Origin of the sequence: Paenibacillus pasadenensis (assembly GCF_002864175.1) — a bacterium.
GTDB lineage: Bacteria > Bacillota > Bacilli > Paenibacillales > Paenibacillaceae > Paenibacillus_O > Paenibacillus_O pasadenensis.
Window position 1 is genome coordinate 1,374,500 of record NZ_NFEZ01000004.1, and the last position, 23,864, is coordinate 1,398,363.

Annotated in this window: 17 protein-coding genes; 13 read left to right on the forward strand and 4 right to left on the reverse strand. The window is 66.4% G+C overall.

The genetic code is table 11. The features are described 5' to 3' along the window. The first annotated feature begins 175 nt into the window (after window positions 1-175). The 4 genes from B8V81_RS15540 (at window position 176) to B8V81_RS15555 (ending at window position 5,962) form a co-directional block, all read left to right on the forward strand. A complete protein-coding gene (locus B8V81_RS15540) occupies window positions 176-1,096 on the forward strand; it encodes an ABC transporter permease (RefSeq protein ID WP_028600397.1) in 921 nt (306 codons plus the stop codon). An 84-nt stretch (window positions 1,097-1,180) separates the two neighbouring features. Then, a complete protein-coding gene (locus B8V81_RS15545) occupies window positions 1,181-2,047 on the forward strand; it encodes a carbohydrate ABC transporter permease (RefSeq protein WP_052333593.1) in 867 nt (288 codons plus the stop codon). Between the two features lie 33 nt (window positions 2,048-2,080). Then, on the forward strand, window positions 2,081-3,661 hold the full coding sequence (locus B8V81_RS15550; protein WP_028600399.1) for a DUF3502 domain-containing protein: 1,581 nt from the start codon (window positions 2,081-2,083) through the stop codon (window positions 3,659-3,661). A 225-nt stretch (window positions 3,662-3,886) separates the two neighbouring features. After that, window positions 3,887-5,962: a beta-galactosidase gene (locus B8V81_RS15555; RefSeq protein WP_101808687.1), complete on the forward strand. Its 2,076-nt coding sequence runs from the start codon at window positions 3,887-3,889 to the stop codon at window positions 5,960-5,962. A gap of 1,013 nt (window positions 5,963-6,975) precedes the next feature. Here B8V81_RS15555 and B8V81_RS15560 read toward each other — a convergent pair. Genes B8V81_RS15560 through B8V81_RS15570 form a run of 4 tightly spaced genes read right to left on the reverse strand, consistent with a single transcriptional unit; the run spans window position 6,976 to window position 11,079 of the window. Continuing rightward, window positions 6,976-8,106, reverse strand: coding sequence for a GerAB/ArcD/ProY family transporter (locus B8V81_RS15560; RefSeq protein ID WP_028600401.1), 1,131 nt, complete (start codon window positions 8,104-8,106; stop codon window positions 6,976-6,978). Continuing rightward, window positions 8,103-8,315: a hypothetical protein gene (locus B8V81_RS25310; protein ID WP_028600402.1), complete on the reverse strand. Its 213-nt coding sequence runs from the start codon at window positions 8,313-8,315 to the stop codon at window positions 8,103-8,105. The genes B8V81_RS15560 and B8V81_RS25310 overlap by 4 nt, the downstream gene beginning before the upstream one ends. 13 nt (window positions 8,316-8,328) lie before the next feature. Further along, on the reverse strand, window positions 8,329-9,522 hold the full coding sequence (locus B8V81_RS15565; protein WP_028600403.1) for a Ger(x)C family spore germination protein: 1,194 nt from the start codon (window positions 9,520-9,522) through the stop codon (window positions 8,329-8,331). A 15-nt stretch (window positions 9,523-9,537) separates the two neighbouring features. Beyond that, window positions 9,538-11,079 carry a spore germination protein gene (locus B8V81_RS15570; RefSeq protein WP_084137555.1) on the reverse strand — a complete coding sequence of 514 codons (1,542 nt, stop codon included), beginning with the start codon at window positions 11,077-11,079 and terminating at the stop codon, window positions 9,538-9,540. A gap of 1,094 nt (window positions 11,080-12,173) precedes the next feature. Between B8V81_RS15570 and B8V81_RS15580 the strand changes: the two genes are divergently transcribed. The 9 genes from B8V81_RS15580 to cntE all read left to right on the forward strand — a co-directional run bounded on the left by B8V81_RS15580 (window position 12,174) and on the right by cntE (window position 23,783). Continuing rightward, a complete protein-coding gene (locus tag B8V81_RS15580) occupies window positions 12,174-14,516 on the forward strand; it encodes a peptidase G2 autoproteolytic cleavage domain-containing protein (protein ID WP_101808689.1) in 2,343 nt (780 codons plus the stop codon). Between the two features lie 277 nt (window positions 14,517-14,793). Further along, window positions 14,794-15,603, forward strand: coding sequence for an ABC transporter ATP-binding protein (locus tag B8V81_RS15585; RefSeq protein WP_101809429.1), 810 nt, complete (start codon window positions 14,794-14,796; stop codon window positions 15,601-15,603). After that, window positions 15,600-17,303 (forward strand): hypothetical protein, encoded by a 1,704-nt coding sequence (locus tag B8V81_RS15590; RefSeq protein WP_101808690.1) that lies wholly within the window; start codon window positions 15,600-15,602, stop codon window positions 17,301-17,303. Before B8V81_RS15585 ends, B8V81_RS15590 begins: the two co-directional genes overlap by 4 nt. Window positions 17,304-17,413: 110 nt before the next feature. Then, window positions 17,414-18,988 (forward strand): nickel ABC transporter substrate-binding protein, encoded by a 1,575-nt coding sequence (gene nikA, locus B8V81_RS15595; RefSeq protein WP_101808691.1) that lies wholly within the window; start codon window positions 17,414-17,416, stop codon window positions 18,986-18,988. 1 nt (window position 18,989) lies between these two features. Beyond that, window positions 18,990-19,940 (forward strand): nickel ABC transporter permease, encoded by a 951-nt coding sequence (gene nikB, locus B8V81_RS15600; RefSeq protein WP_101808692.1) that lies wholly within the window; start codon window positions 18,990-18,992, stop codon window positions 19,938-19,940. Then, window positions 19,937-20,887, forward strand: a complete 951-nt coding sequence (nikC, locus tag B8V81_RS15605) for a nickel transporter permease (protein WP_101808693.1) — start codon at window positions 19,937-19,939, stop codon at window positions 20,885-20,887. Before nikB ends, nikC begins: the two co-directional genes overlap by 4 nt. Further along, complete coding sequence (locus B8V81_RS15610; protein WP_101808694.1) at window positions 20,799-21,632, forward strand: ABC transporter ATP-binding protein; 834 nt, start codon at window positions 20,799-20,801, stop codon at window positions 21,630-21,632. The genes nikC and B8V81_RS15610 overlap by 89 nt, the downstream gene beginning before the upstream one ends. Next, entirely contained in the window at window positions 21,616-22,413 is a 798-nt protein-coding gene (locus B8V81_RS15615; protein WP_101808695.1) for an ABC transporter ATP-binding protein, read from the forward strand. The genes B8V81_RS15610 and B8V81_RS15615 overlap by 17 nt, the downstream gene beginning before the upstream one ends. Beyond that, on the forward strand, window positions 22,410-23,783 hold the full coding sequence (gene cntE, locus B8V81_RS15620; protein ID WP_244912770.1) for a staphylopine family metallophore export MFS transporter CntE: 1,374 nt from the start codon (window positions 22,410-22,412) through the stop codon (window positions 23,781-23,783). The genes B8V81_RS15615 and cntE overlap by 4 nt, the downstream gene beginning before the upstream one ends. The last annotated feature ends 81 nt before the right edge of the window (window positions 23,784-23,864 follow it).

The window sequence follows — 23,864 nt, forward strand, 5'->3', positions numbered from 1 at the left end:
CTGCCGGCTCCGCCCGCGCTGCCGCACCGCTCTGCCGCCCGCTCCCGTCCCTTTCGCCCTCCCGTTGAAAAAGTATCGGTTATTGTTGCTCCTCCCAATGTCGAAAAGCGGGCCTGCGGACCTATAATGGGACCGTAAGCCAGACTAGACCGCAACACCGAGAGGAGAGGGGCTCATGAACCGAGGCGGCTTTTGGTCGGACGTCAGCAAGTACCGCGTCCTCCTGCTCATGCTGCTGCCGGCCGTTCTGTTCTTCCTGCTGTTCGCCTACATCCCGATGGCCGGGATCGTGCTCGCGTTCAAGCAGTTCAATTACAACGGAGGCATTTTCGGCAGTCCGTGGAACGGACTCGACAACTTCCGGTTCTTCTTTGAATCCGGGGACGCCTGGCGGGTCACCCGCAACACGGCGCTGTACAATATCGCGTTCATCATCGTGAACAACGTGCTGCAGATCGCGGCGGCGATCCTGCTGTTCGAGGCGGCGCGGCCGTTCTTCCGCAAGATTTTCCAAACGATGCTGTTCCTGCCGTACTTCATCTCGTGGGTCGTCGTCGGGGCGATCGCCTACAACCTGTTCAACTACGACTACGGCATGCTGAACTCCGTGCTCGGCTGGCTCGGGATGGAGCCGATCGACGTGTACAACACGGCCGCCTACTGGCCGCTGCTGCTGGTCCTCATCTCGGCGTGGAAAGCGCTCGGCTACGGCACGGTCATGTACCTGGCCGCGATCACCGGCCTTGACCGCGAGATGTACGAGGCGGCGGAGATCGACGGCGCGAACATTTTCCAGCGCATCATCCACATCACGATCCCGAACCTGATGCCGACGCTCATCATCCTCATGCTGCTCGCCATCGGCAACATCTTCCGCGGCGACTTCGGGATGTTCTACAACATGGTCGGCACCAACGGCATCCTGTTCTCGACGACCGACGTCATCGACACGTACGTGTTCCGCGCGCTGACGGCGAACAACGACATCGGCATGTCGGCCGCGGCCGGCTTCTACCAGTCGATCCTCGGCTTCGTCACGATCCTCGTCGCCAACTGGGCGGTCCGCCGCTACGACAAGGACCGGGCGCTGTTCTAGAAAGGAGGTCCATCCGACATGAAAAACCAAGCTGCGATTGCGGCCGCATCCGATGCGGTCCGCAGCAAGGCGGTCCGCCGGGACATGCTGCTGTTCCGCATCATCGGCTACGCCGTGCTGGCGCTGCTCGCGCTGTACTGCTTCGTGCCGTTCCTGCTCGTGCTGTCCTCCTCGCTGACGAGCGAGAGCTCGATCATCGAGCACGGCTTCCAGCTGCTGCCGACGGAGTTCTCCACCGAGGCGTACTCGCTGCTGTTCCAGTACCCGGAGCAGATCCTGAGGGCTTACGGCGTCACGATCGGCGTGACGGCGCTCGGCACCTTCGCCGGACTGTTCCTGACGTCGATGACGGCGTACGTGCTGTCCCGCAAGGACTTCCGCTGGCGCAACTCGTTCTCGTTCTTCTTCTTCTTCACGACGCTGTTCAGCGGCGGGCTCGTCCCGTGGTACCTGCTCATCGTCAACTACCTGCAGCTCAAGGACACGTTCATCGTGCTCGTGCTGCCGATGCTGCTCAACGTGTTCTACATCATCGTCATGAAGTCGTTCATGAGCGGCATCCCGGAGGCGATCGTCGAGTCGGCCAAGATGGACGGCGCGGACGACTTCCGGATCTACTGGCAGCTCATCCTGCCGCTCGCCAAGCCGGCGCTCGCCACGATCGGACTGTTCCTGGCGCTCGGCTACTGGAACGACTGGTACAACGCGCTGCTGTTCGTCTCGAACGACAACCTGATGCCGCTCCAGTACTACCTGTACAAGATGCTCGGCAACATGGACGGCATGCGCAAGGCGCTCATCAGCTCCGGCGCGGTCGTGAGCCTCAGCATCCCGACGGAGAGCCTCAAGATGGCGATGACCGTCACCGCGATCGGGCCGATCCTGCTGGCCTATCCGTTCATCCAGCGCTACTTCGTGCAAGGCCTGACGATCGGGTCCGTGAAGGGCTAGTCCTTTCTTATACTCATATAGGGGGAACATTCCATGAAAATGAAAACGAAAAAAGCAACCCTGCTTCCGCTGGCAGCCGCGCTGTCGCTGACCGCCATCCTCTCCGCCTGCAGCGGCGGCGGCAATGCCGAGCCGTCCGCGGCTCCGACCGCCTCGCCGGCTCCGTCCGCAGCGGCGGGCGAGTCGTCCGGCGCGGTCGACACGTCGCAGGAGGTCAAGCTCAAGATGATCCTCGTCGGCGGCAAGCCGGTCGACTACGACAAGGTGTTCGGCGAGCTGAACGCCAAGCTCAAGGAGAAGATCAACGCGACGGTCGACGTCGAGTTCCTCGACTGGTCCGACTGGAACCAGAAGTACCCGCTCAAGTTCGCGGCGAACGAGGACTTCGACCTCGTGTACACGGCGAACTGGGCGTACTACAACGACCAGGCGCTGAAGGGCGGCTTCCTGGAGCTGACCGAGGATATGCTGAAGAAGTACGCGCCGCAGACGATGGAGAGCATGCCGGCCGTATCGTGGGACCAGGCCAAGGTGGACGGCAAGCTGTACATGGTGCCGAACAACAACGTCGAGGTCAACGACAAGGTCGTCCTGTACCGCGAGGACCTGCGCAAGAAGCACAATCTGCCGGAGATCAACAGCCTCGACACGTACGCCCAGTATTTGAAAGCGATTGCGGCGAACGAGAAGGGCATCATCCCTTACGGCGCGAAGGCCGGCGACGGCTGGAAATGGCATGAGATGGACCAGGCGACGCTGGAGCAGCACAACGACTGGAACCTCGTCGACACGACGCTGCCGCTCGCCTACAAGATGGACGACGCGACGGGCCAGATTTTCAACATCTACGACACCCAGGAGTTCAAGGATCTGCTCGTGTACTACAAGGATCTGGCGGACAGCGGCGTCTGGAGCAAAAACGTCGTCAGCAACAAAAACGACGTCTGGCAGGACATCAAGGCCGGCAAGGTCGCTTCCTATGCCGCCCAGAACCTCGGCACCGCCGGCGCCAACCTGGCCGAGATGCGCCGCGACAACCCGTCGCTCGAGGTCGCCATCGCCGACATTACGCCGGACGGCAAGAAGATCGCCGCCATCTCCACGCAGAACGGCATGGCGGTCCACGCGACGAGCAAAAATCCGGAGCGCGCGCTCATGCTGATCGACCTGCTGCAGAACGACAAGGAGATCCACGACCTGACGATGTACGGTATCGCCGGCGAGAACTACGTGCCGGAGGGTGACGACAAGTATACGGCCGGACCGGCCGCAGGCAACTACACCGGCTTCTCCAACTGGGGCTGGAACTCGCCGCTCAACCGCAAGGACGCGTCCTATCCGAAGGAAGCGGACGACATCTTCAACAGCTGGCAGTCCAAGATCTACCACTTCCCGCTGGAGACGTTCGTGTTCAACGGCGAGAAGGTCAAGGCGGAGGTCGCCAACATCGGCAACGTCATGACGCGCTACGCGATTCCGCTGGAATACGGCCTCATCAAGGACATCGACAAAGGCCACGCCGACCTGATCAAGCAGCTCAAGGCCGCCGGCATCGACAAGGTGCAGGCCGAGATGCAGGCGCAGGTGGACGCGTTCCTCGCGGCCCAGAAGTAAGGAAACGAGCGGGGGCCATGCCGCCCGGCTCCTGGCCTTGAGGAAAGGCGACAGAGCTAGGCCACAGCGCCGTCCCCGCGGCAAGGCGCAGGAGCTGGCGGCAGCGCCGTCCCGCGATTTCATTCATCGGCAGGGCTGCAGGAGCCCGCGACCGTCGTCCGTCCAGCTGCAGCCGTCCCCTCGCGGGGGCGGCTCGCGGCTTTTCAACCGAGAGGAGAGGCTACTATGGCAAAAAAACTCAAATTCCCCCCGGTCAGCCCGAAGCTGCCCGTCATGATGCACGGAGCGGATTACAACCCGGACCAGTGGCAGCATGATCCCGCCGTCCTGGAGGAGGACATCCGCCTCATGAAGCTCGCCGGCTGCAACGTCATGTCCGTCGGCATCTTCGCCTGGGCGGCGCTGGAGCCGGAGGAAGGGCGCTTCGAGTTCGGCTGGATGGACCGGCTGCTGGACACGTTCGCCGAAAACGGCATCTACGCCTGGCTGGCGACGCCGAGCGGCGCGCGTCCGGCCTGGATGTCGGAGAAGTACCCCGAGGTGCTGCGCGTCGGGGCGAACCGCGTGCGCAACCTGCACGGCATGCGCCACAACCACTGCTACACGTCGCCGGCGTACCGCGAGAAGACGCGCCTCATGAACGCCAAGCTGGCGGAGCGCTACGCGCATCATCCGGCGGTGCTCGGCTGGCATATCTCCAACGAGTACGGCGGCGAATGCCACTGCGGCTATTGCCAGGACGCGTTCCGGGCGTGGCTCAAGGAGCGCTACGGCTCGCTGGACGCGCTGAACGCCGCCTGGTGGGCGACGTTCTGGAGCCATACGTACACGTCGTGGGAGCAGGTCGAGTCCCCGGCGCCGCACGGCGAGACGATGGTGCATGGCCACAACCTCGACTGGCGCCGCTTCGTGACGCATCAGACGGCGGACTTCTGCCGCGCCGAGATCGCGCCGCTGAAGGCGGCCAATCCGGAGCTGCCGGCGACGACGAACCTGATGGACCTGTTCTACGACCTCGACTACCGCGAGCTCGCCAAGGTCATCGACGTCGTCAGCTGGGACGCCTACCCGATGTGGCATTCGCAGGCGAGCGACGCCGGCACGGCCGCCTGGTTCGCGTTCAACCACGACCTGTTCCGCTCGCTCAAGCAGCAGCCGTTCCTGCTCATGGAAAGCACGCCGAGCCTGACGAACTGGCAGCCGGTCAGCAAGCTCAAGCGTCCGGGCATGCATCGCCTCAGCTCGCTGCAGGCGGTGGCGCACGGCTCCGACTCGGTGCAGTATTTCCAGTGGCGCAAGAGCCGCGGCTCGAGCGAGAAGTTCCACGGCGCGGTCGTCGACCATGTCGGGCATGAGCATACGCGCGTGTTCCAGGACGTGGCCGAGCTCGGCCGCGAGCTGGCCGGGCTGACGGAGCTCGTCGGCACGGGCGTGCCGGCGGAGACGGCGATCGTCTTCGACTGGGACAACCGCTGGGCGGTGAACGACGCGCAGGGACCGCGCAACGGCGGCCTGCGCTACGAGCAGACGGTCGTGCAGCATTACAAGGCGCTGTGGGAAATGGGCGTGCCGGTCGACGTCATCGGCTCCGCCGATCCGCTGGACGGCTACAAGCTGTTGATCCTGCCGATGACGTACCTGCTGCGGCAGGACGCCGGCGAGCGCATCGAGGCGTTCGTGCGCGGCGGCGGCACGGTCGCGATGACGTACTGGAGCGGCGTCGTCGACGAGCATGACCTGTGCCGGCTGGACGGCTTCCCCGGACCGCTGCGGAAGGCGGCGGGCGTCTGGGCCGAGGAGATCGAGGGCTTGCACGACGGCGAGGAGAACCGCCTCGTGCTGCGCGAGGGCAATCCGCTCGGCCTGAGTGGCAGCTGGCGGATCCACGAGATCTGCGAGCTGATCCACGCCGAAGGCGCGGACGTCGTCGGCGAGTACGGCGAAGACTTCTACGCCGGGCGGCCGGCGCTGACGGTCCACGCCTTCGGCGAGGGCCGGGTGCACTACTTGGCCGCGCGCGTGGCCGATGAGGCGTTCTACGGGGCGTGGTACGGCGCGCTCGTCCGCGAGGCGGGCGTGGCGCGCGCGCTGGAGGCGGAGCTGCCGCCGGGCGTGACCGCGCAGCTGCGCAGCGACGGGGAGCACGACTACGTGTTCGTGCTCAACTTCTCCGGCGCGGCGGCGCAGGTGCGGCTCGGCGAGAGCGGACTCGTCCGCTTCGAGTCCGGCGAGCCGGCCGGCGCCGAGCTGGCGCTGCCGGCGCATGGCGCGGCGCTGCTGAAGCGCGCCGCGCGCCGCTAGCGCCGCGGAGCCGGGCGCAGAGCGCGGGCAGGCGGGGGCGCGCGGAGCTGGCGTGGAGGCGGGCGCGGCGCGGTGTGCGCGGAGCCGGAGGTGCGAAGCGGTGCGGAGGCAGGCGGGAGCAGCGGCGAGCGGAGCAGGCGGCGGAGCGCAGGCAGGCGGGCGGAGCTGGTGCGGAGGCAGGTGCGGAGGCAGGTGCGGAGGCAGGCGGGCAGAGCTGGTGGGTAGGCGGGCGGAGCAGGCGGCGAACGGCGGAGCACAGGCAGGCGGGTGGCTGCGGAGCCGGTGCGTAGACGAGCTGGGCGAGCATCATGCGAGCGAGGTGGCCAGCCGGGGTTAGAGTTAGCAGACCAGGCGTATTCCGCTTCTGCTGCGGAGCCCGCGACCTCACGGCTGGCTAACGACGAATCAGCTTGTTAAAGCGCAGATTTCATCCCCCTCTAAAATCTAGCGACGCGTGAAGCGCTTAGCGAAGAAAATGGCCCCTGAATAAGCTGTGAACCGAGGATTTCGCAGTTCTTAGCGTCTGATTCGTCGTTAAATTTTCGAACAGGCTCAATCATGCCTTCTAAGCGTCTCAGCCGTCGTTAGAATGAGTCAGACCCTCGAATTGGCGCATCCCGTCAGCAGTCAAACTAAAGAAGCGCTCCAATCCACGTTGCATGTGGATTGGAACGCTTTTTTTCGTTTTCTGCTCCCTCCGATCCGAGCCCAGTCCCGTTAAGTCGATTTTATCGAGCTAATGCAGCCGCACGCCCGATTCGGAGCGGGTTAAGTCGATTTTATCGAGTTAGCGCCAGCCCAACGTTCGAGTCGAGGCCAGCGCGAGGTATGCTTGCGCGGCGGCTCTTCGTGCTGACGGTCTGGCTGTCGTGCGAGTCCGCATGGCTGGCAAAGGGGGCGCCTCCGCCCCTGGACCCCGTCTCACCCCGCTCCTGCCCCGCCTCGCTGCCTGTGCGCTCATTCCCTCGCCCGCCCGTTCCCGCCGCGCTTACCCGACTCACCCTGCCCCAGACTCACCCCGCCCTCGGCTGCCGGGCTTCCAATCGCCGCCGCGCCGCCGGGATGGCGAGCAGCAGCAGGAGCAGCAGCGGCCCGCCGAGGTAGAGGATGAGGTCGTAGTACGGAAACTGCGCCTTGATCAGCTCGTTATAGGCGGCGATGTTCGGCACGCTGATCATGCCTCCCGCCAGCATCAGCAGGCAGAGCGGCATGGCGAGGATGCGGTCGTCCTGCAGCCGCGCGATCTCGCTTATCGTTTTTTGCAGCGAAAAGCTGTAGAGCAGCGCCTTGTAGAACACGGTGACGATCCAGAGAAAGGTCAGGAGGGCTTCCAGCCGTTCGAGGAACCGACCGATCTCGATGCGCTGGGCGAGCTGGAACGTCGGATAATGCTTGAGCTCCATCATGCTCGGCCCGAGCACCAGCACGCAGAGCAGCAGGATGAGGAACAGCATGAGCCCGCCTGTCAGGAAGCCCTTGAATATGGCGGAGCGCGCCGCTTTCCGGTCATCCTCCAGGTAAGGCGTCAGCATGAGCAGCACCGCCGACTCCAGGAAGCCGTAGGCGAAGGAGAGAAAAGAGCCCTCGGCGATCTGCGGCATGCCCGCTCCGGCGATCGGCAGCAGCTGATCCGCCTTGATCTGCGGCAGCAGGCACAATGACAGGAACAGGAACATGGCGATGAAGATCGGGTACAGCAGCTCGCTCGTCCGCGCGAACGTCTCGATGCCGTACCGCAGGCCCGCTGCGATGACGATCAGGAAAGCGAGCATGATCGCCTCTGCCGGCGTCTCGCGCATCATCTGCGCGCGCATGAACAGGCTGATCTCGGCCAGCAGCGCCAGCACCATGGCGTAAAACCCGTACGCATAGACGAGCCCGAGCGCGCTGCCCGCGATGCGTCCGAGCAGCGCCGTCCAGGCTCCGACGAAGCTGAGGCGGCCGAGACGGCCGAGCAGGGCGGCATACGCCCAGGCGAGCGCCATGCCGCATGCGATTGCCGCCAGCTGAGACAGCCAGGCGTCCTGATGGGAGATGTTGCCCATCAGGTTGGGCAGGATGAGGATCGAGTCGCCGATCAGGCTGAACACGATCATGATCTTGAACTGGCGCGCGGAGATGCGTCCGTTGCCGATCGGCTTCATCCGGTCTTCCCCCCGCGGAACAGGCTTGTCAGATCGAGCGGATTGGGAAGCGGAACGTGCAGGCCGTGCGCCGCGAAAAGCAGCAGTCCGGCGAGGCCGATGGCTGCGGCCAGGACGAGCTCCTTTTTGCGGCCGCGCCGCAGCAGCTCGCGCCGGTCCAGGGCCGCGGCGGCCGCAAGCCAAAAGCATCCGGTCAGCAGGGCGTACATATTCGCGTTCCTCCTATTCTTTCGGCTTCACGGAATTGCCGATCGTGCCGGTCTTGCGGATGACGACGTCGATATCGAAGACAATGGCGGCCTGGGAGAAGCCGCTGCTGTTCCCATCGTCCCTCGCCCGCTCCCAGTAAGCCGGATGCTTCTTGGCGAGCGCGCTGCCGAAGCCGAGCACGTCCGTCTCGTGCCTCTTGGCCCAGCGGATCGCGGCTTCCGCATTGCTGCGCACGATGTTCTCCGACCGCTTTTCCAAATCGACGAACGTCGCGTCGCGGTTGAAGTCCACCATCGAGCAGGCATTTTCGACGACGTCGCCCTGCGCCCAGATCTTGACGAGGAACTCGGGCTTGCCGTCCCGCAATCGCGGCATGAGGCGCGTGACGGACGACGTCACCTCGATGCCGGTATAGCCGGTCGGCGAGCAGGGCAGCTCGATCGAGGTGCTGTCCAGGTTGTCGGTCAGATCGGTGAAGCCCTTGCTCTCCTTTTCGTTCAGCCAGCCGATCAGCTTGTCGCCCTTGAAGGCGCCGATGCCGCGGTAGTTGTAGGAGGCGGCCGGCCGGAATCCGGTCAGGTTGGAGGGCCTGCCTGCCTGCTTGCGGCTGCCCTCGATCTCGATGCCGGTCAGCACGAGCTGCTGGCCGTCGTCCGACAGCTTGTTGATCATGTCGCTCATCGTGACCGCCACCGTAGGCGCCCAGGAGCGCTCCGACGTGCGCAGCGACTGCTGCATGCTGTAAGTAGGCAGCCGCTCGAGCGGCGTATACAGGTCGAGGATTTCCGCGGCCGTAGCGCCGCGCGCGATGACGACGTTGTAGTCCATGCGCGCCTCGTTGTCCCGCAAAGGGCTGTCGATGACGCTGGCGACGCCGCGGCGCGCGATCTCCTCGCTCAGCACGAACAGCTGCAGATGGCCGAGGTACATGAGGCGGGGCGCTTGCGTCGTCAAGGAGCGCGCCGCCTCGAAGATCGTATTGCCGCGCCCCTGGTACAGCGTGCCGGGAGCCCGGCTCGCGCCTTTGGTTTTGGAAGAGATCTCGCTCGGATTGACGACCTGGAACGACACGAGGTATTGCCCGTCAACCCAATCGATGCCCATGCCCAGCACGACGAGCAGGTCGTTGAGCTCGCGCCGGCTCCAGCAGCCGCTCAGCAGCAGCAGGCAGGACAGCACGAGGCAGATTCGCATTCGTTTCCGCACGGAAAATCACGCTCCTTAATCGTGGCGGCGGTCCCGGTACCGCCTCGCGCCGGCGCGGCGGGACAGCATCGGCTGCAGGAAGCCCGTCCAGCGCGGCGCCCGCGCCAGCGTATCGGCCAGCCCGCGCGTGCGCAGCGGCGCGATCGGGGACATGTAGCTTTCGCCGAACGTCTTCAGCGAGGAGAGATGAAGCAGCAGCAGCAGCAGCGCCAGGATGATGCCGTACAGCCCGAACGACGCGGCGACGGCCATGAACGCGAAGCGCAGCATGCGGATCGGGATCGAGATGCTGTACGAGGGAAGCGTGAAGGTCGCGATCGCCGTCACCGAGACGACGATGACCATCGCGGCCGAGACGATGCCCGCATCGACCGCCGCCTGCCCGATGACAAGCGTGCCGACGACCGACACGGCCTGGCCGATCGGCCGCGGCATGCGCAGCCCCGCCTCGCGCAGGATCTCGAACGTGATCTCCATGACGAGCGCCTCGACGAAGGCGGGAAAAGGAACGCCCTCGCGCTGCGCCATCAGGCTGAACAACAGCGTGAACGGCAGCATGTCGCGGTGGAACGTCGTAATCGCGATGTAGATCGACGGCAGCAGCAGCGCGATGAACAGGCCGAGCAGGCGCAGCATCCGCAGCAGGCTGGAGTAAAGCGCGGCCTGATAGTAGTCCTCCGCCGACTGCATGAACGTGAAGAACGGGGCCGGCGCGATCAACGCGTCCGGCGAGCCGTCCACGAGGATGGCGATCTTGCCTTCCATCAGCTCGCCCGCGACGCTGTCGGGGAGCTCGGTGTTTTTTATCGTAGGAAAAAAAGAGCGCCGGTCGTCCGCGATCAGCTCTTCCACGTAGCCGCTGTCCAGCACGCCGTCGATATCGATCGCCTGCAGCCGGGAGCGGGCCTCTTCCACGACCGAAGGCTTGGCCAGCCCCTGGATGTAGATGAGGCATACCTCGGTCTTGGTCATGCGCCCGAGCTGCATCGACTCCATCCACAGGCGAGGGTCCTTGATCTTGCGCCGCAGCAGCGCCGTGTTGACCCGCATCGTCTCCGTGAAGCTCTCCCGCGGACCGCGGATCGCGGTCTGGTTGGGCGACTCGGCGATTTCGCGGCTCTTCCACTTCGCATTGGAAGCCGCAAAGGCGAGCTCGCTGCCGTCCAGCACGAGAATCGCGCTGCCGCTCAGCAGCCGCTCATAAAGCGCCGCCATGTCGGGGACCGGATCGCCGCTGCCGATCGTGCCGAGCAGCCGCAGCGCGGCGGAAGCGACGGCCGCTGCCGGAGGGGCGAGCCCGTCCTCCTCCGCTCCGGCCGCCTGCAGCACGTCGGAGATGTAGCGGTCGGCCGTCTCCTCATCGGATATGCCGTCGATGTAGACGAGCGCGGCGGGAGGCGACGGAGCGGCGGGATCGCCGAACCGTCGGATGACGAGATCGCCGCTCCCGCCCATGTCCTGGCGGATCGTCTCGAGCAGCCGGCCGGCATCGGGATCGAGCGGCAGCGGCTGCAGCATGCCCGGCTCCGTGCCTTCCCAGCTGAATGTCGGTTTCATCCATGACCGCCGCCTTTTTACGCGTTTCCGTCCAGGCAGCGTTGCGGCCTGGTCTGTGAGAAGTGTGCCCAGCCGCGAGGGCCATTATCCAAAATCCGGCAGCGGCCCGGACCGTTCGAGCCGCCGCCAAAAGGGATGCTGGGAGCGGCCGTGTCTGACTAGGCGCGTTGCGGCGAGGCGTTTCGGGGCTTCCAGGGCCCTAGTTCGCCTCCACCGGGGCGGGCGGCTCAGCAGCGGGGCTCGGACGAGCGTCCCGGCGGGGGAGATGCGCGGAAAAACCGAGTAACTGGGGTTCGAGGAGGGCCCCGGCGAGGGAGATGCGCGGAAAAACCGAGCAACTGGGGTTCGAGGAGGGCCCCGGCGGGGGAAATGCGCGGAAAAACCGAGTAACTGGGGTTCGAGGAGGGCCCCGGAGGGGGAGATACGCGGAAAAACCGAGTAACTGGGGTTCAAGGAGCGTCCCGGCGGGGGAGATGCGCGGAAAAACCGAGCAACTGGGGTTCGAGGAGGGCCCCGGCGGGGGAGATGCGCGGAAAAACCGAGCAACTGGGGTTCGAGGAGGGCCCCGGCGGGGGAGATGCGCGGAAAAACCGAGCAACTGGGGTTCAAGGAGGGCCCCGGCGAGGGAGATGCGCGGAAAAACCGAGTAACTGGGGTTCGAGGAGGGCTACCAGTAGGCAATAAGGGATGCGCTGCAGCCCGAAGAAATCGGGTTGCAGCCGCCTGGAGGCGCGAAGCAGAAGCTGCAGCCCGAAAAAATCGGGTTGCAGCCGCCTGGAGGCGCGAAGCAGAAGCTGCAGCCCGAAAAAATCGGGTTGCAGTCGCCTGGAGGCGCGAAGCAGAAGCTGCAGCCCGAAAAAATCGGGTTGCAGTCGCCTGGAGGCGCGAAGCAGAAGCTGCAGCCCGAAAAAATCGGGTTGCAGCCGCCTGGAGGCGCGGAGCGGAGCGAGGACTGCATTCATTCGGGCGCAAGCGAGGGAGCGTGCTGCGGCATCGCTTCCTTTTTACGTCATTTTTCGTCCCCTCGGACGCTGACTCGCATAAGATGCAACAATTCACTTGCGGCTACACGCTGAGGAAGGATGGAGACGAATATGGACGGGCAATGCAACCGCCAGGCAATAGGACCGTGCTCGGATGCTGGCGGAGCGGACACGACGGCGAGCGGACCGGCGTCGCACGCGGAGGGAAGCGAGACGGTCGCTTCTGGAAGCGCGGCGCATGCGGAGGGGTACCGGACAAATGCGGCCGGAGACAGCTCCCACGCCGAAGGCTCGACGACGGTCGCAGCCGGCTCCGCCTCGCATGCGGAAGGATTCACGACCGAAGCGCTGTCGGACGCCGCCCATGCGGAGGGCAGCTATGCGACCGCATCCGGCGAAGCCTCGCACGCGGAGGGCTCGCGCACGCTGGCGGCGGGCGACGTGTCCCATGCGGAGGGGAGCGGTACGGAAGCGCTCGGGACGGCGGCGCACGCGGAGGGCTACCAGACGACGGCCGCCGCAGACAGCTCGCACGCGGAAGGCTCGGGAACGACGGCGTCGGGCTCCGCCTCGCATGCGGAAGGCTACCGGACGGCGGCCTCTCTGGATGCGGCGCACGCGGAGGGCTCCGGCACGACGGCGAGCGGCCCGGCCGCTCATGCCGAGGGGGAATCGAGCTCGGCGGAAGGCGAATCGTCGCATGCCGAAGGCACCGGCACGCGGTCGATCGGCGCCGCCTCGCACGCCGAAGGCTCCGGCACGAGGGCAGCCGGCGACCAAGCCCATTCGGAAGGCCTTGGCACGGAAGCATCCGGCCTTGCCTCGCACGCCGAGGGACGGTCGACGGACGCGTTCGGCCCTTACGCGCATGCGGAAGGAGCCAGCACAGAGGCGAGCGGCGAAAGCTCGCATGCGGAAGGCGCGGCCACGCTCGCCAGCGGCACGACGGCGCATGCGGAAGGCTCGAATACGGTCGCCTCGGGCAATTTCTCCCACGCCGAAGGCTATCAGACGACCGCGTCCGGCACGTACGCCCATGCGGAGGGCTCGCTGACGGCGGCGACCGCCTTCAACTCCCACGCGGAGGGCTACGAGACACAGGCGTCCGGCTACGCCGCCCATGCGGAGGGCAACGCGACGATCGCTTCCGGCAACGACTCGCATGCGGAAGGCGCCACGACGACGGCCAGCGCCTTCGCCGCCCACGCGGAGGGCAACACGACCGTCGCCTCCGGCGGCAACTCGCATGCGGAAGGCAACGCGACGCTTGCCCAAGGCACCAATTCCCATGCCGAAGGCTCGACGGGGCGGGCGCTCGGCATCAACTCGCATGCGGAAGGCTTCAACGGGGAGGCGAGCGGCGACAATTCGCATGCGGAAGGCGCGGATACGATCGCCTCCGGCACATCCGCCCACTCGGAAGGATCGCTCACGACCGCATCCGGCAACTTCTCGCATGCGGAAGGCTACCAGACGCAGGCGCTGGACAACTACGCGCATGCGGAAGGCTCGCTGACGGTGGCGAGCGCGTTCAACACGCATGCGGAGGGCTATCAGACGACCGCATCCGGCTATGCCTCCCACGCGGAAGGCAGCGGCTCCTCCGCCACGGCCAGCTACGCCCATGCCGAAGGACTGACGACGGAAGCCTCGGGCTACGGCTCCCACGCCGAAGGCGTTTCGACGGTCGCTTCCGGCAGCCGCGCCCATGCCGAGGGCGGCAATACGACCGCCAGCGGCAACTATACGCATGCCGAAGGCTTGCAGACGACGGCCGACCAGGCCGGCTCCCACATCATGGGCCGCTACGGCACGACGCTCTATCCGTACTCCTGGCATGTCGCCAACGGCACGTCGGCGGCCAATCCCGGCCTCGCGGCCGTCCTGCAGGGCTCGACGGGCAACATGTACATCGACGGCTCTTATTTCAGCGGCGGGGCCGACTATGCGGAGCTGTACGAGACGGTCGATGGAGCCCCGCTCGAGCCGGGCTATTTCGTCACGCTGGAGGGCGAGCAGATCCGTCCGGCCGAGGCGGCCGACGGCTACGTGCTCGGCGTCACGAGCGCCGTGCCGACGCTCGTCGGCGACGCCGCCGAGCTGCGCAGCCCGGATGCCTACCTGCGCGACGAGTGGGGGCGGATCGTGCTGGAGACGGTGACGATTCCGGCCGAACTCGCTCCGGACGGCACCGTCATCGCGCCGGCCTATGCGGTCGAGCAGCCGGTCGTCGACCCGGCTTACGATCCGACCGTTCCGTTCGTGCCCCGGCGCCTGCTGCCGGGCTGGGCGCCGGTCGGCCTGATCGGCAAGCTGCTCGTGCGCGACGACGGCAGCTGCGCGCCGAACGGCTACTGCCTGCCGGGCAGCGGAGGCGTCGCCACGACCGCCGCGAACGGCTACCGCGTGCTGAGCCGCACCGGCCCGAACCAGATCCGCATCCAGATGAAATAGCGGCTCCGCCTCCGGCGCCTCGCCCGCGATGCGGCTCGTCATGCTGACGAGCGGCTTCGCGGGAGGCGTTTTTTTCGCGCGCAGCCCTGCTTCCCGCGATGCAGCTCCAACTTCTATCCCCCGGACATCGCCTAATCTGGTAGAATGAGGGATATGCATTTATCCGAAAGGTGGTAACCGCTTGTCTTCCTTCGACACTCATCCTACGAACTCATCCTCCGTCCAGGACGGCCGGCAAAACCGCTCTCAGCCTCCCGACGGCTCCGCGCAGCCGGTCATCCGCGTGCGGAACCTGCGCAAATGGTACGGCAGCAAGCAGGTGCTGAAGGGCATCGACCTGGAGGCGTACCCCGGCCAGATCATCGGCTACATCGGCCCGAACGGAGCGGGCAAAAGCACGACCCAGAAGCTGCTGCTCGGCCTCGAGCAAGGCTATGACGGCTATATCGAGGTGCTCGGCCAGGACATCTCGTACGGCGGCTACGAGTACAAGTCCCGCATCGGCTATGTGCCGGAGACGGCCGAGATCTACGACATGCTGACCGCCCGCGAGTATCTCGCGTTCAGCGGCCAGCTGTACGGCTTGCCGCGCGAGGCGGCCGAGCGCAAGGGCGAGCGGCTGCTCGCGCTGTTCGGGCTGGAGGAGATGGTCGACCGCCGGATCGACTCCTTTTCCAAAGGCATGCGCCAAAAAGTGATGCTGTCCGCCGCCGTCCTCCACGATCCCGACGTCATCTTCCTGGACGAGCCGCTCAGCGGCCTCGACGCCGGCAGCGTCGCCGTCGTCAAGGAAATCCTTACGCGGCTGGCCGCGCGGGGCAAGGCGATCTTCTACTCGTCGCACATCATGGACGTCGTCGAGAAGATCAGCAGCCGCATCGTCCTGCTCCACGACGGCCAGGTGGCGGCGGACGGCAGCTTCGCCGAGCTGCAGGCGCGCAGCGAGGAGGGCAGCCTCGAGCGGATCTTCAACCGGATGACGGGCTTCGACGAGCAGGAGGCGATCGCCGAGCAGTTCTGCAGCACGATCGCGATGACGCCGGAGCAGCTCGCCGCAGAAGCGTCCGAGGAGACGAAGCGGCCATGAAGGAGTTCCTCTCGATCCGCCTGCTCGACCGCTTCCGCGGCGCTTTCACCCGCGCGGGCTATGACTTCCCGGCGCTGCGCGTCATCCTGCAGGCCAAGCTGACGATGGGCCGGCGGCGGCCGACCGGCCTGATGAACGCGTTCAGCGGGACCAGGAAGACGGAGGGAGACGAGCTGCAGAACTCGTTCTTCTCCTCGCTCTGGATCTACGTCGGCATCAGCCTGTTCCTCGTCCCGATGGCGGTTTTCCTCGAGCAGCCGATCCTGCGCATGGGAATGCTGTCCGCGGTCCAGATGCTGCTGCTCTCGTCGCTGCTGCTGTCCGACTTCTCCACCACGCTGCTCGACACGCGGGACCGGACGATCCTCGGCGTACGGCCGGTCTCGCCCAAGACGGCGGGCATGGCGCGGCTGCTCCACGCCGCCGTCTATCTGGGCTGGACGGTCTCGGCGCTGACGGCGCTGCCGCTGCTGGCGGCGCTGCTGGCGCACGGCCCGGCATCCGCGGCCGTCTATGCGGTCCACGCGGCGCTGCAGGCGGCGCTGCTGATGAGCCTGACGGCAGCCGTCTACTACGGAGTGCTGAGGCTGTGGGACGGCGAGCGGCTGAAAGACATGATCAACTACGTGCAGATTTTCCTCGCGGCCGTCGTGCTCGGCGGCAGCCAGCTCGCCGTCCGGCTGTTCAACTTCAGCCTGGCCGAGCAGGCGCTGCAGGCGCAGTGGTGGTGGACGCTCGTGCCGCCGCTCTGGTTCGCCGCTCCGCACGGGCTGATCGACGGGCAGGGAGGCGGCTGGCTGATCGCCTGTACCGTCCTGTCCGTGGCCGCGCCGCTGCTCGGCCTGCTGCTCTACCTCCGGCTGCTGCCGTCGTTCGAGCGCAGCCTGCACAAGCTGGCGTCCAAGGACGCCCCGGACCGTCCGCGGCAGCGCCGGCGCCGCATGCCGATGGCATCGCTGCTCGGCCGCCTGCTGCTGCGGGACCCGCGCGAGCGGGCGCTGCTCGACTTCTCGCTGGCGTCGCTGTCGCGGGAGCGGGACTTCAAGCTCAAGGTGTACCCGAGCCTCGGCTACGCCGTCCTCATCCCGGTCCTGTTCGTGCTGCCGACGCTGTCCGGCAACGAATTCCGCACGGACGAGCTGAGTCCGAATTGGAGCCTGGCGCTGTACGGCACCGGCTTGGCGGTGCCGATGCTGCTCTTGATGCTCCGCTTTTCGAGCCGGCCGCTGGCGGCATGGATCTTCCACGCCGCTCCGGGCCTGCGCGCAGGGCAGGTGCACCGGGCCGCGGCCGCCGCCGTGCTGCTGAGGCTTGGGCTGCCTGCGCTCGCCGTGCCGACGCTGCTGTTCCTGGCCTTCTTCGGCACGGCGATCCTGCCGCATCTGGCCGGACTGATTCCGGCGCTGTCGATCTTCGCCGTCATCGGCTATCGCGTCATTCCGCGGCGGCTGCCGTTCGCCGAGCCCTTTCCGACCGGCAACAACGTCGGCGGGGCGGGGCACACGTTCCTGCTGATGTTCCTGCTGCTCGGCCTCGGCCTGCTCCATGCGCTGATCGCCAATCTTGCGGGTCCGGTCGGCTTATGGCTCTACGCCGTCCTGCTGCTGGCGGGACAGCATTTCAGCTGGAAATACGGGTTCCGGGAAGGAGCGGCGGAAAAGAAAGCTCCGGCCAATGGAAATCCGACCTTCCGCGCGTAAGCGGAAGGTCTTTTTTTCTTTTTTCACCCGATAGGATTGACCGATCGAATTCCTCATGATAGTTTTATTCAGTAATTATTACGATCAGAAACGGATAAGGTGAATTCATCATGGCGCTTACAGCATGGAAGAAATGGAAAAAATACGCGCTGGCAACGGCGATCTCGGCAAGCATGATCGTGTCGGCGGGCTGCTCCGGAGGCGCGTCCGCGCCTGAAGCGGGCGATCAGGATCGGACGGCGGCCGAAGCCGCGGCGTCGAAGCGGGCCGTCGTGCTCTTTCACGTCAAGAGCAGCACGCTGGACCCCGCCGACAACATCATCACGGTCAAAGCGGGAATCGCGGAAACGCTCACGCGGCTGGATGCGGATCTCGGCGTCAAGCCTTGGCTCGCGGCCAGCTGGACCGCCGTCGACGCGTCGCGCTGGGAATTCCTCATTCGCGACAACGTGACGTTCCAGGACGGCTCTCCGCTGACCGCGGAGGCGGTCAAGGCTTCGCTGGAAAGGACGATGGCCCGCAACGAGTCGATGAAGCTCGCCCTGAAAATCCGCTCGATGACGGCGGAAGGCCAGAAGCTTGCGGTGGAGACGCTCGAGCCGCATCCTGCGCTCGCGTCGGAGCTGCTGAATCCCCATACGGCGATCATCCAGGTGAAGGAGGAGGCTTCCATCGCCTCGGCTCCGGTCGGCACAGGCCCGTTCCGCGTCGCGAGCTTCGCGCAGGACGCCGGCATCGAGCTGGAGCGGCATGACGGCTATTGGGACGGCGCCGCCAAGCTGGAGCAGGTGTCCTTCCGGTTCAACGAGGACGGCAACGTGCGGGCGCTGGCTCTCCAGTCCGGCGAGGCGGATATCGCGACGCAGCTGCCGGCGGAATCGGTCGAGGCGATCCGGCTGAATTCCAAGCTCAAGGTAGAGTCGGAGCCCGGGCTGCGCGTGCACTTCCTGCTGTTCAATCCGCAAGGGGAAGCGACCCGCGACCTGCGCGTGCGGCAGGCGTTCGACGTCCTGCTCGATCGCCGCAGCATCGTCGAGGACATCATGCTCGGACATGCCGCTCCTGCGAACGGCCCGTTCAACGAGCGGCTGCCGTTCGGAAGAACCGCGGCGGCGGCGGAGCAGGACCTCGACAAGGCGAAGCAGCTGCTGGAGCAGGCCGGATACGCGCCGGATGCGGGCGGAAGCCTTGCCAAGGACGGCAAGAAGCTTACGCTTAAGCTGCTGACCTACAAGGCGCGCCCGGAGCTGCCGCTGATCGCGCAGCTGCTTCAGTCGGACGCGGCCAAGATCGGCGTCGCGATCGACATCCGGACCGTGGAGAATATCGACGACACGATCCGCCAGAACCGCGACTGGGATCTGGTCACCTACAGCAATCTGTCCGCTCCGCGCGGAGACGGCGGCTTTTTCCTGAACTCGGCGCTGATGCCGGGAGGCTCTCTGAATGCGGCGGACATCCGGATCGACGAGCTGACGGACGTCATGCAGACGCTGAACGCGACGAGCGAGGCCGAACGGCGCATCGCCCTGACCCGCGAGGCGGTCGACATCGCCATGAGCCGGACGCCGCACGCCTATGCCGTCTATCCGAACCTGATCGTCGGCCTGAGCGAGCGCATCGCCGGCTGGCGCACCGACCCGTCCGAATATACGATCCTGACGAACGAACTGGACGTGAGCTGAAGTGCTGGCGCTCATACGGGAGAGGCTGCTGCAGCTGCTCCTCGTCCTGTTCTTCATGTCCATCCTCGTCTTCGGGCTGATGAAGCTGGCGCCCGGCGATCCGGTATTCGCGCTGCTGAAGGCGGATGAGGTCGAGACGACGATGGCGGACGAGCAGGCGCTGCGCGAGTCCCTCGGGCTGGACAAGCCGATGCTCGTCCAGTACGGGCAGTGGCTGGCCCGCGTGGCCCGGCTTGATTTCGGAGACTCCCTCATGCGCCAGCGGCCGGTGCTGGAGCTGTATGTGGAAAAGCTGCCGGCGACGGTCGAGCTGGCTCTAGGCGGCATGGCGTTCATGCTCGTCCTGGCCGTGCCGGCCGGCCTGCTCGCCGCCCGCTTTCCAGGAAGGCTGCCGGATCATGCCGGACGGGCGTTCTCGCTGCTCGGCGCGTCGATTCCGGTCTTCTGGATCGGGCTGCTGCTCATTTATCTGTTCGCCTACCGGCTCCAATGGCTGCCCTTCATGGGAAGAGGGGAGGACTGGCGGCAGCTGATCCTGCCCTCCGTCACGCTCGGCTTCGGCCTGTCGGCCGTCCATGCGAGCCTGCTGCGGAGCGGCATGCTCGCCAGCCTCTCCCAGCCGTACATCCGCGCCGCCCGCGCGCGCGGCATCCGGGAGAGCACCATTTATGCCAAGTATGCGCTTCGCGGCGCGATCGCTCCGGTGCTCACCGTATTCGGGATGACGCTGGGCAGCCTGCTCGCGGGATCCGTCGTCGTCGAGACGCTGTTCTCCTGGCCCGGCATCGGGCTGATGGCCGTGGAGGCGATCTTTCAGCGCGACTATCCGCTCGTGCAGGGCTTCCTGTTGCTGTCGGGCGCGTTGATCGTGCTCGTGAATCTGGCGGTCGACCTGCTGTACGGCTGGATCGATCCGCGGGTGCGGCTGAGCGGCAAGGGGGGACGGCGATGACAGAGGCCATACGCATCGGAGCGGCCGCGCTCCGCAGGCTGGCCAGCCGTCCATGGGGGATCGCGGGACTGGCGGTCGGGGCGGTGCTGGCCGTCCTGGCCTTTTTCGGATCGGCTCTCGCCCCCCACGACCCGCTGACCGTCCGCATGGACCTGCGGCTGCTGCCGTCCAGCTGGACCTATCCGCTCGGCACGGACGCCCTGGGGCGCTGCCTGCTGTCGCGGCTGCTCGTCGGCGCGCAGACGACGCTCGGACTGGCGGGACTGGTCATCGTCGCGGTCCTCCTCATCGGCGTGCCGCTCGGCCTGCTCGCCGGCTATGCCGGCGGGCGCGTCGACGCCTTCCTCATGCGCATCGTGGACGGGCTGAGCACGCTGCCGGATTTTCTGCTCGTCATCGCGATCTCCGGCTTCCTGGGGCCGAGCCAGGTCCATCTGATCGTGGCGATCGTCGCCATCAACTGGATCGGCTACGCGCGGATCGTTCGGGGCGTCGTGCTGTCCGAGCGGGAAAAGGACTACGTCGCGGCGGCAATCGTCTCCGGCTGCAAGCCGGCGGCGCTGCTGCGGCGCCATCTGCTGCCGTCCGTGCTGTCGCCGGTGCTCGTCTACGCCGCGCTCGACATCGGCAAGACGATTCTGGTCGTCTCCTCGCTGTCGTTTCTCGGCCTCGGCGCGCAGCCGCCCTCCCCGGAGTGGGGAGCGATGCTGAACGACGGCCGGGCGTACTTCCAGACGGCTCCGCAGCTGATGGTCTATCCGGGGCTGGCAATCATGCTGGTCGTCATCGCCTTCAATCTGATGGGCGAGGGACTGAGGTCCAGGCTGGACCAACGATATACGGAAAGGAGGTCCTTCGATGACGGAAGCAGCGGCTCCAATCGTCTCGCTGGCCGGACTCTGCATCGGCGACGGACGGGAAAACCTCGTGAAGGGAATCGATCTTGAGATCGCTCCCGGAGAACGGCTTGCCCTTGTCGGCGAAAGCGGCAGCGGCAAGAGCCTGACGGCGAGCGCGATCCTCGGCCTGCTCCCGGCTCCGCTGCGCGTGACGGCCGGCACCGTCCGCTTCCAAGGAACGGATCTCGCCGGGCTGTCCCGCAAGGAGAGGAGAAAAGGGCTGGGAGCCCGGATCGGCTGCGTGTTCCAGGATTACCGCGGCAGCTTCTCGCCGTACCATACGGTCGGCAGCCAGCTGGTCGAGGCGCTGCGGACCGCCCGCCCGATGAAGAGGAAGCAAGCGAAGCAAATGGCGCTGGATAGCCTGGAGCAGGTCGGCCTGCCCGCCGAGCGCGCCTATGCCAGCTATTCGTTCCAGCTGAGCGGGGGCCAGCTGCAGCGCGCCGCGCTCGCGTGCGTGCTGCTGCTGCGGCCGGAGCTGCTGATCGCGGACGAGCCGACGACGGCGCTCGACATCGTGTCGGGCCGCAGCGTCATGCAGCTGATGCTCGACATCCAGCGCCAGACCGGATGCGGCATCCTGCTCATTTCCCATGATCTGAACCTGGTGCTCGACTGGGCCGACCGGGCTGCGGTCATGAGGAAGGGGCGGCTCGTGGAGGAGGGGCCGTGCGACGTCCTCCGGACTTCCGCGAGCCATCCTTATACGCAGGAGCTGCTGGCGGCTTGTCCGTCGCTCGATGACGCGCTGCACCGCCACGAAGGAGGCCATGTCCATGAAGCCCATTGTTGAAGCGTCTTCGCTGGTCAAGACGTACCGCTCGGGCCGCAGCTCCGTGCAGGCGCTGCGAGGCGTCTCCTTGTCCATCGCGCCGGGCGAATGCCTCGGCGTCGTCGGGGAGAGCGGCAGCGGCAAAAGCACGGTCGCGCGCCTGCTGCTCGCCTTGGACAAGCCCGACAGCGGCGAGATCGTGCTGAACGGCGTTCCGCTTACGGGACTGAAGGGGGAGAAGCTGCGCCAGATGCGCCGGCATGTCCAGGCGGTCTTCCAGGACCCGGCCTCCGCCTTCAACGAAAGGCTGCCGATCTGGCGCTCGGTCATCGAGCCGCTCGACTGCTTTACGGACGCGGAGCCGCCGTTCGGCGCGGACCGGACGGGCTCGCGCAAAGAGCTGGCGGCGCTGCTGCTGGAGCAGGCCGGCCTCGATTCCGGCTATGCGGAGCGCTATCCGCAGGAGCTGAGCGGGGGACAGCGGCAGCGGGCGGCGATCGCGCGCGGCATCGCCATCGGTCCGTCGCTGCTCGTCTGCGACGAGCCGACGTCCAGCCTAGACGTGACGCTGCAGAAGAAGGTGCTGCTCCTGCTGAAGCAGCTGCAGCGGGAGCTCGGGATGTCGATCCTGTTCATCTCCCATGACATCGCCGCTGCCGCTTCGATCTGCGACCGGCTGCTCGTCATGAAGGACGGACTGGCCGTCGACGAGTTCCCGGTGCGGGACATCCGTCTCGCGGGCCGCCATCCCTACACGAGGCAGCTCGTATCGGCGGTCCACGGCGAGGAGGCGTTTACGTGAGCGCGGGCCGCCTTCATCCTTCATCGCCGGGCTTCCTGCGCCTGTACGGGCTCGCGTTCCTGTTCTTCTCCGCCAACTCGGTGCTGACAGTGATGCTGCCGCTGCTCAGCTCGCAGGAAGGCTTCGGCGAGGCGGAGATCGGGCTCATGATGGGGAGCTACATGCTGACGTGCATGCTGCTGCGGCCGCTGGCCGGACAGCTGATCGGCCGGCATGGCCCGCTTGCGGTCATGCGCTGGCTGCTGGCGGCCCATGCCGTATCGCTGGCCCTATACGCGGTCGCCGGCGCGGAGCAGTTCACAGGGCTGCGGATCGTCCAGGGCGCGGTGACGGCTTTCTTCTCGATGACGATGCAGACCGGCATCGTCGAAGGACTCGAGGAGCGCGACCGGGCGCAGGGACTGTCCCTGTATACGCTGTCCACGATGGTGCCCTCGCTCATCGGGCCGATCGTGGCCGTGGAGCTGTGGCAGAACGGGGACCGGCTGCTGCTCGCGGCCGTCCTGCTGGCGCTCGCCCTGCTGCCGCTGCTGCTCGGACTCGGAGCGCCGCTGGCGCGCCGCGGAGCGGCGGACCGGTCGTATACGCTGCTCGACCTCGGGCGCTCGCTCCGGCAGGTCCGCGGCAGTCGGCCGTTGCAGGCCAGCATGGCGGTCATGCTGTGCGCGTCCTTTGGATTCGGAGCGACGGCGACGTTCCTGCCGCTGTCGATGATGAAAGACGGCAGCGGGCACGCCGGACTGTATCTGATGCTGCAGGGGGCGGTCGTCGTCGCTTGCCGCTTCGTGCTGCGCAAGCGCATTCCGTCCGACGGAAGCTGGAGCGGGCCGCTCGTCTCGGGGCTCATGCTGTGCGCGGCCGCAGGCTTCGCGATGCTGGCGCTGTCCGGCTCGCTCGGCGACTGGGTCTATGTCTCCGCCCTGTTCGGCGGGCTGGCCATGGCCCTCCTGTACCCGACGCTCGTCACCTATCTCTCGTTCGCGCTGCCCGGTCCGTCCAAGTACGTGCTGCTGGGCCTGTTCCTCAGCTCCTACGACCTCGGCTTCTCGCTCGGCGGCCTCGGGATGGGATGGCTCGTGCAGGCTTCTTCCTACTCGACGATGTATGCGGCATGCGCGCTGATCTCGCTTGTCGGATGCGCCGCCGCGCTTCGGCATGGCGCTGCGCGCGAGAGAGGCGCCGCCGGGTCCGCGCCCGAGAGAGGCGCTGCCGGGTCCGCGGGCGAGAGAGGCGTTGATGGGTCTGCGGGCGCGTCCGAGAGAGGCGTTGCCGCGTCTGCGCCGGAGAGAGGCGCAGACGGGTCCGCGGGCGAGAGAGGCGCTGCCGCGGACGCAGCGGCTTCCGGCGACGGGCATCCGCCTGTCCGGTGAGCGGGAGGGAGCTTGGCCTGAACGAAAAAGAGGGTGTCCCGAAAGCCTTGGCTTAGGGACACCCTCTTTTAAATGGGTTAA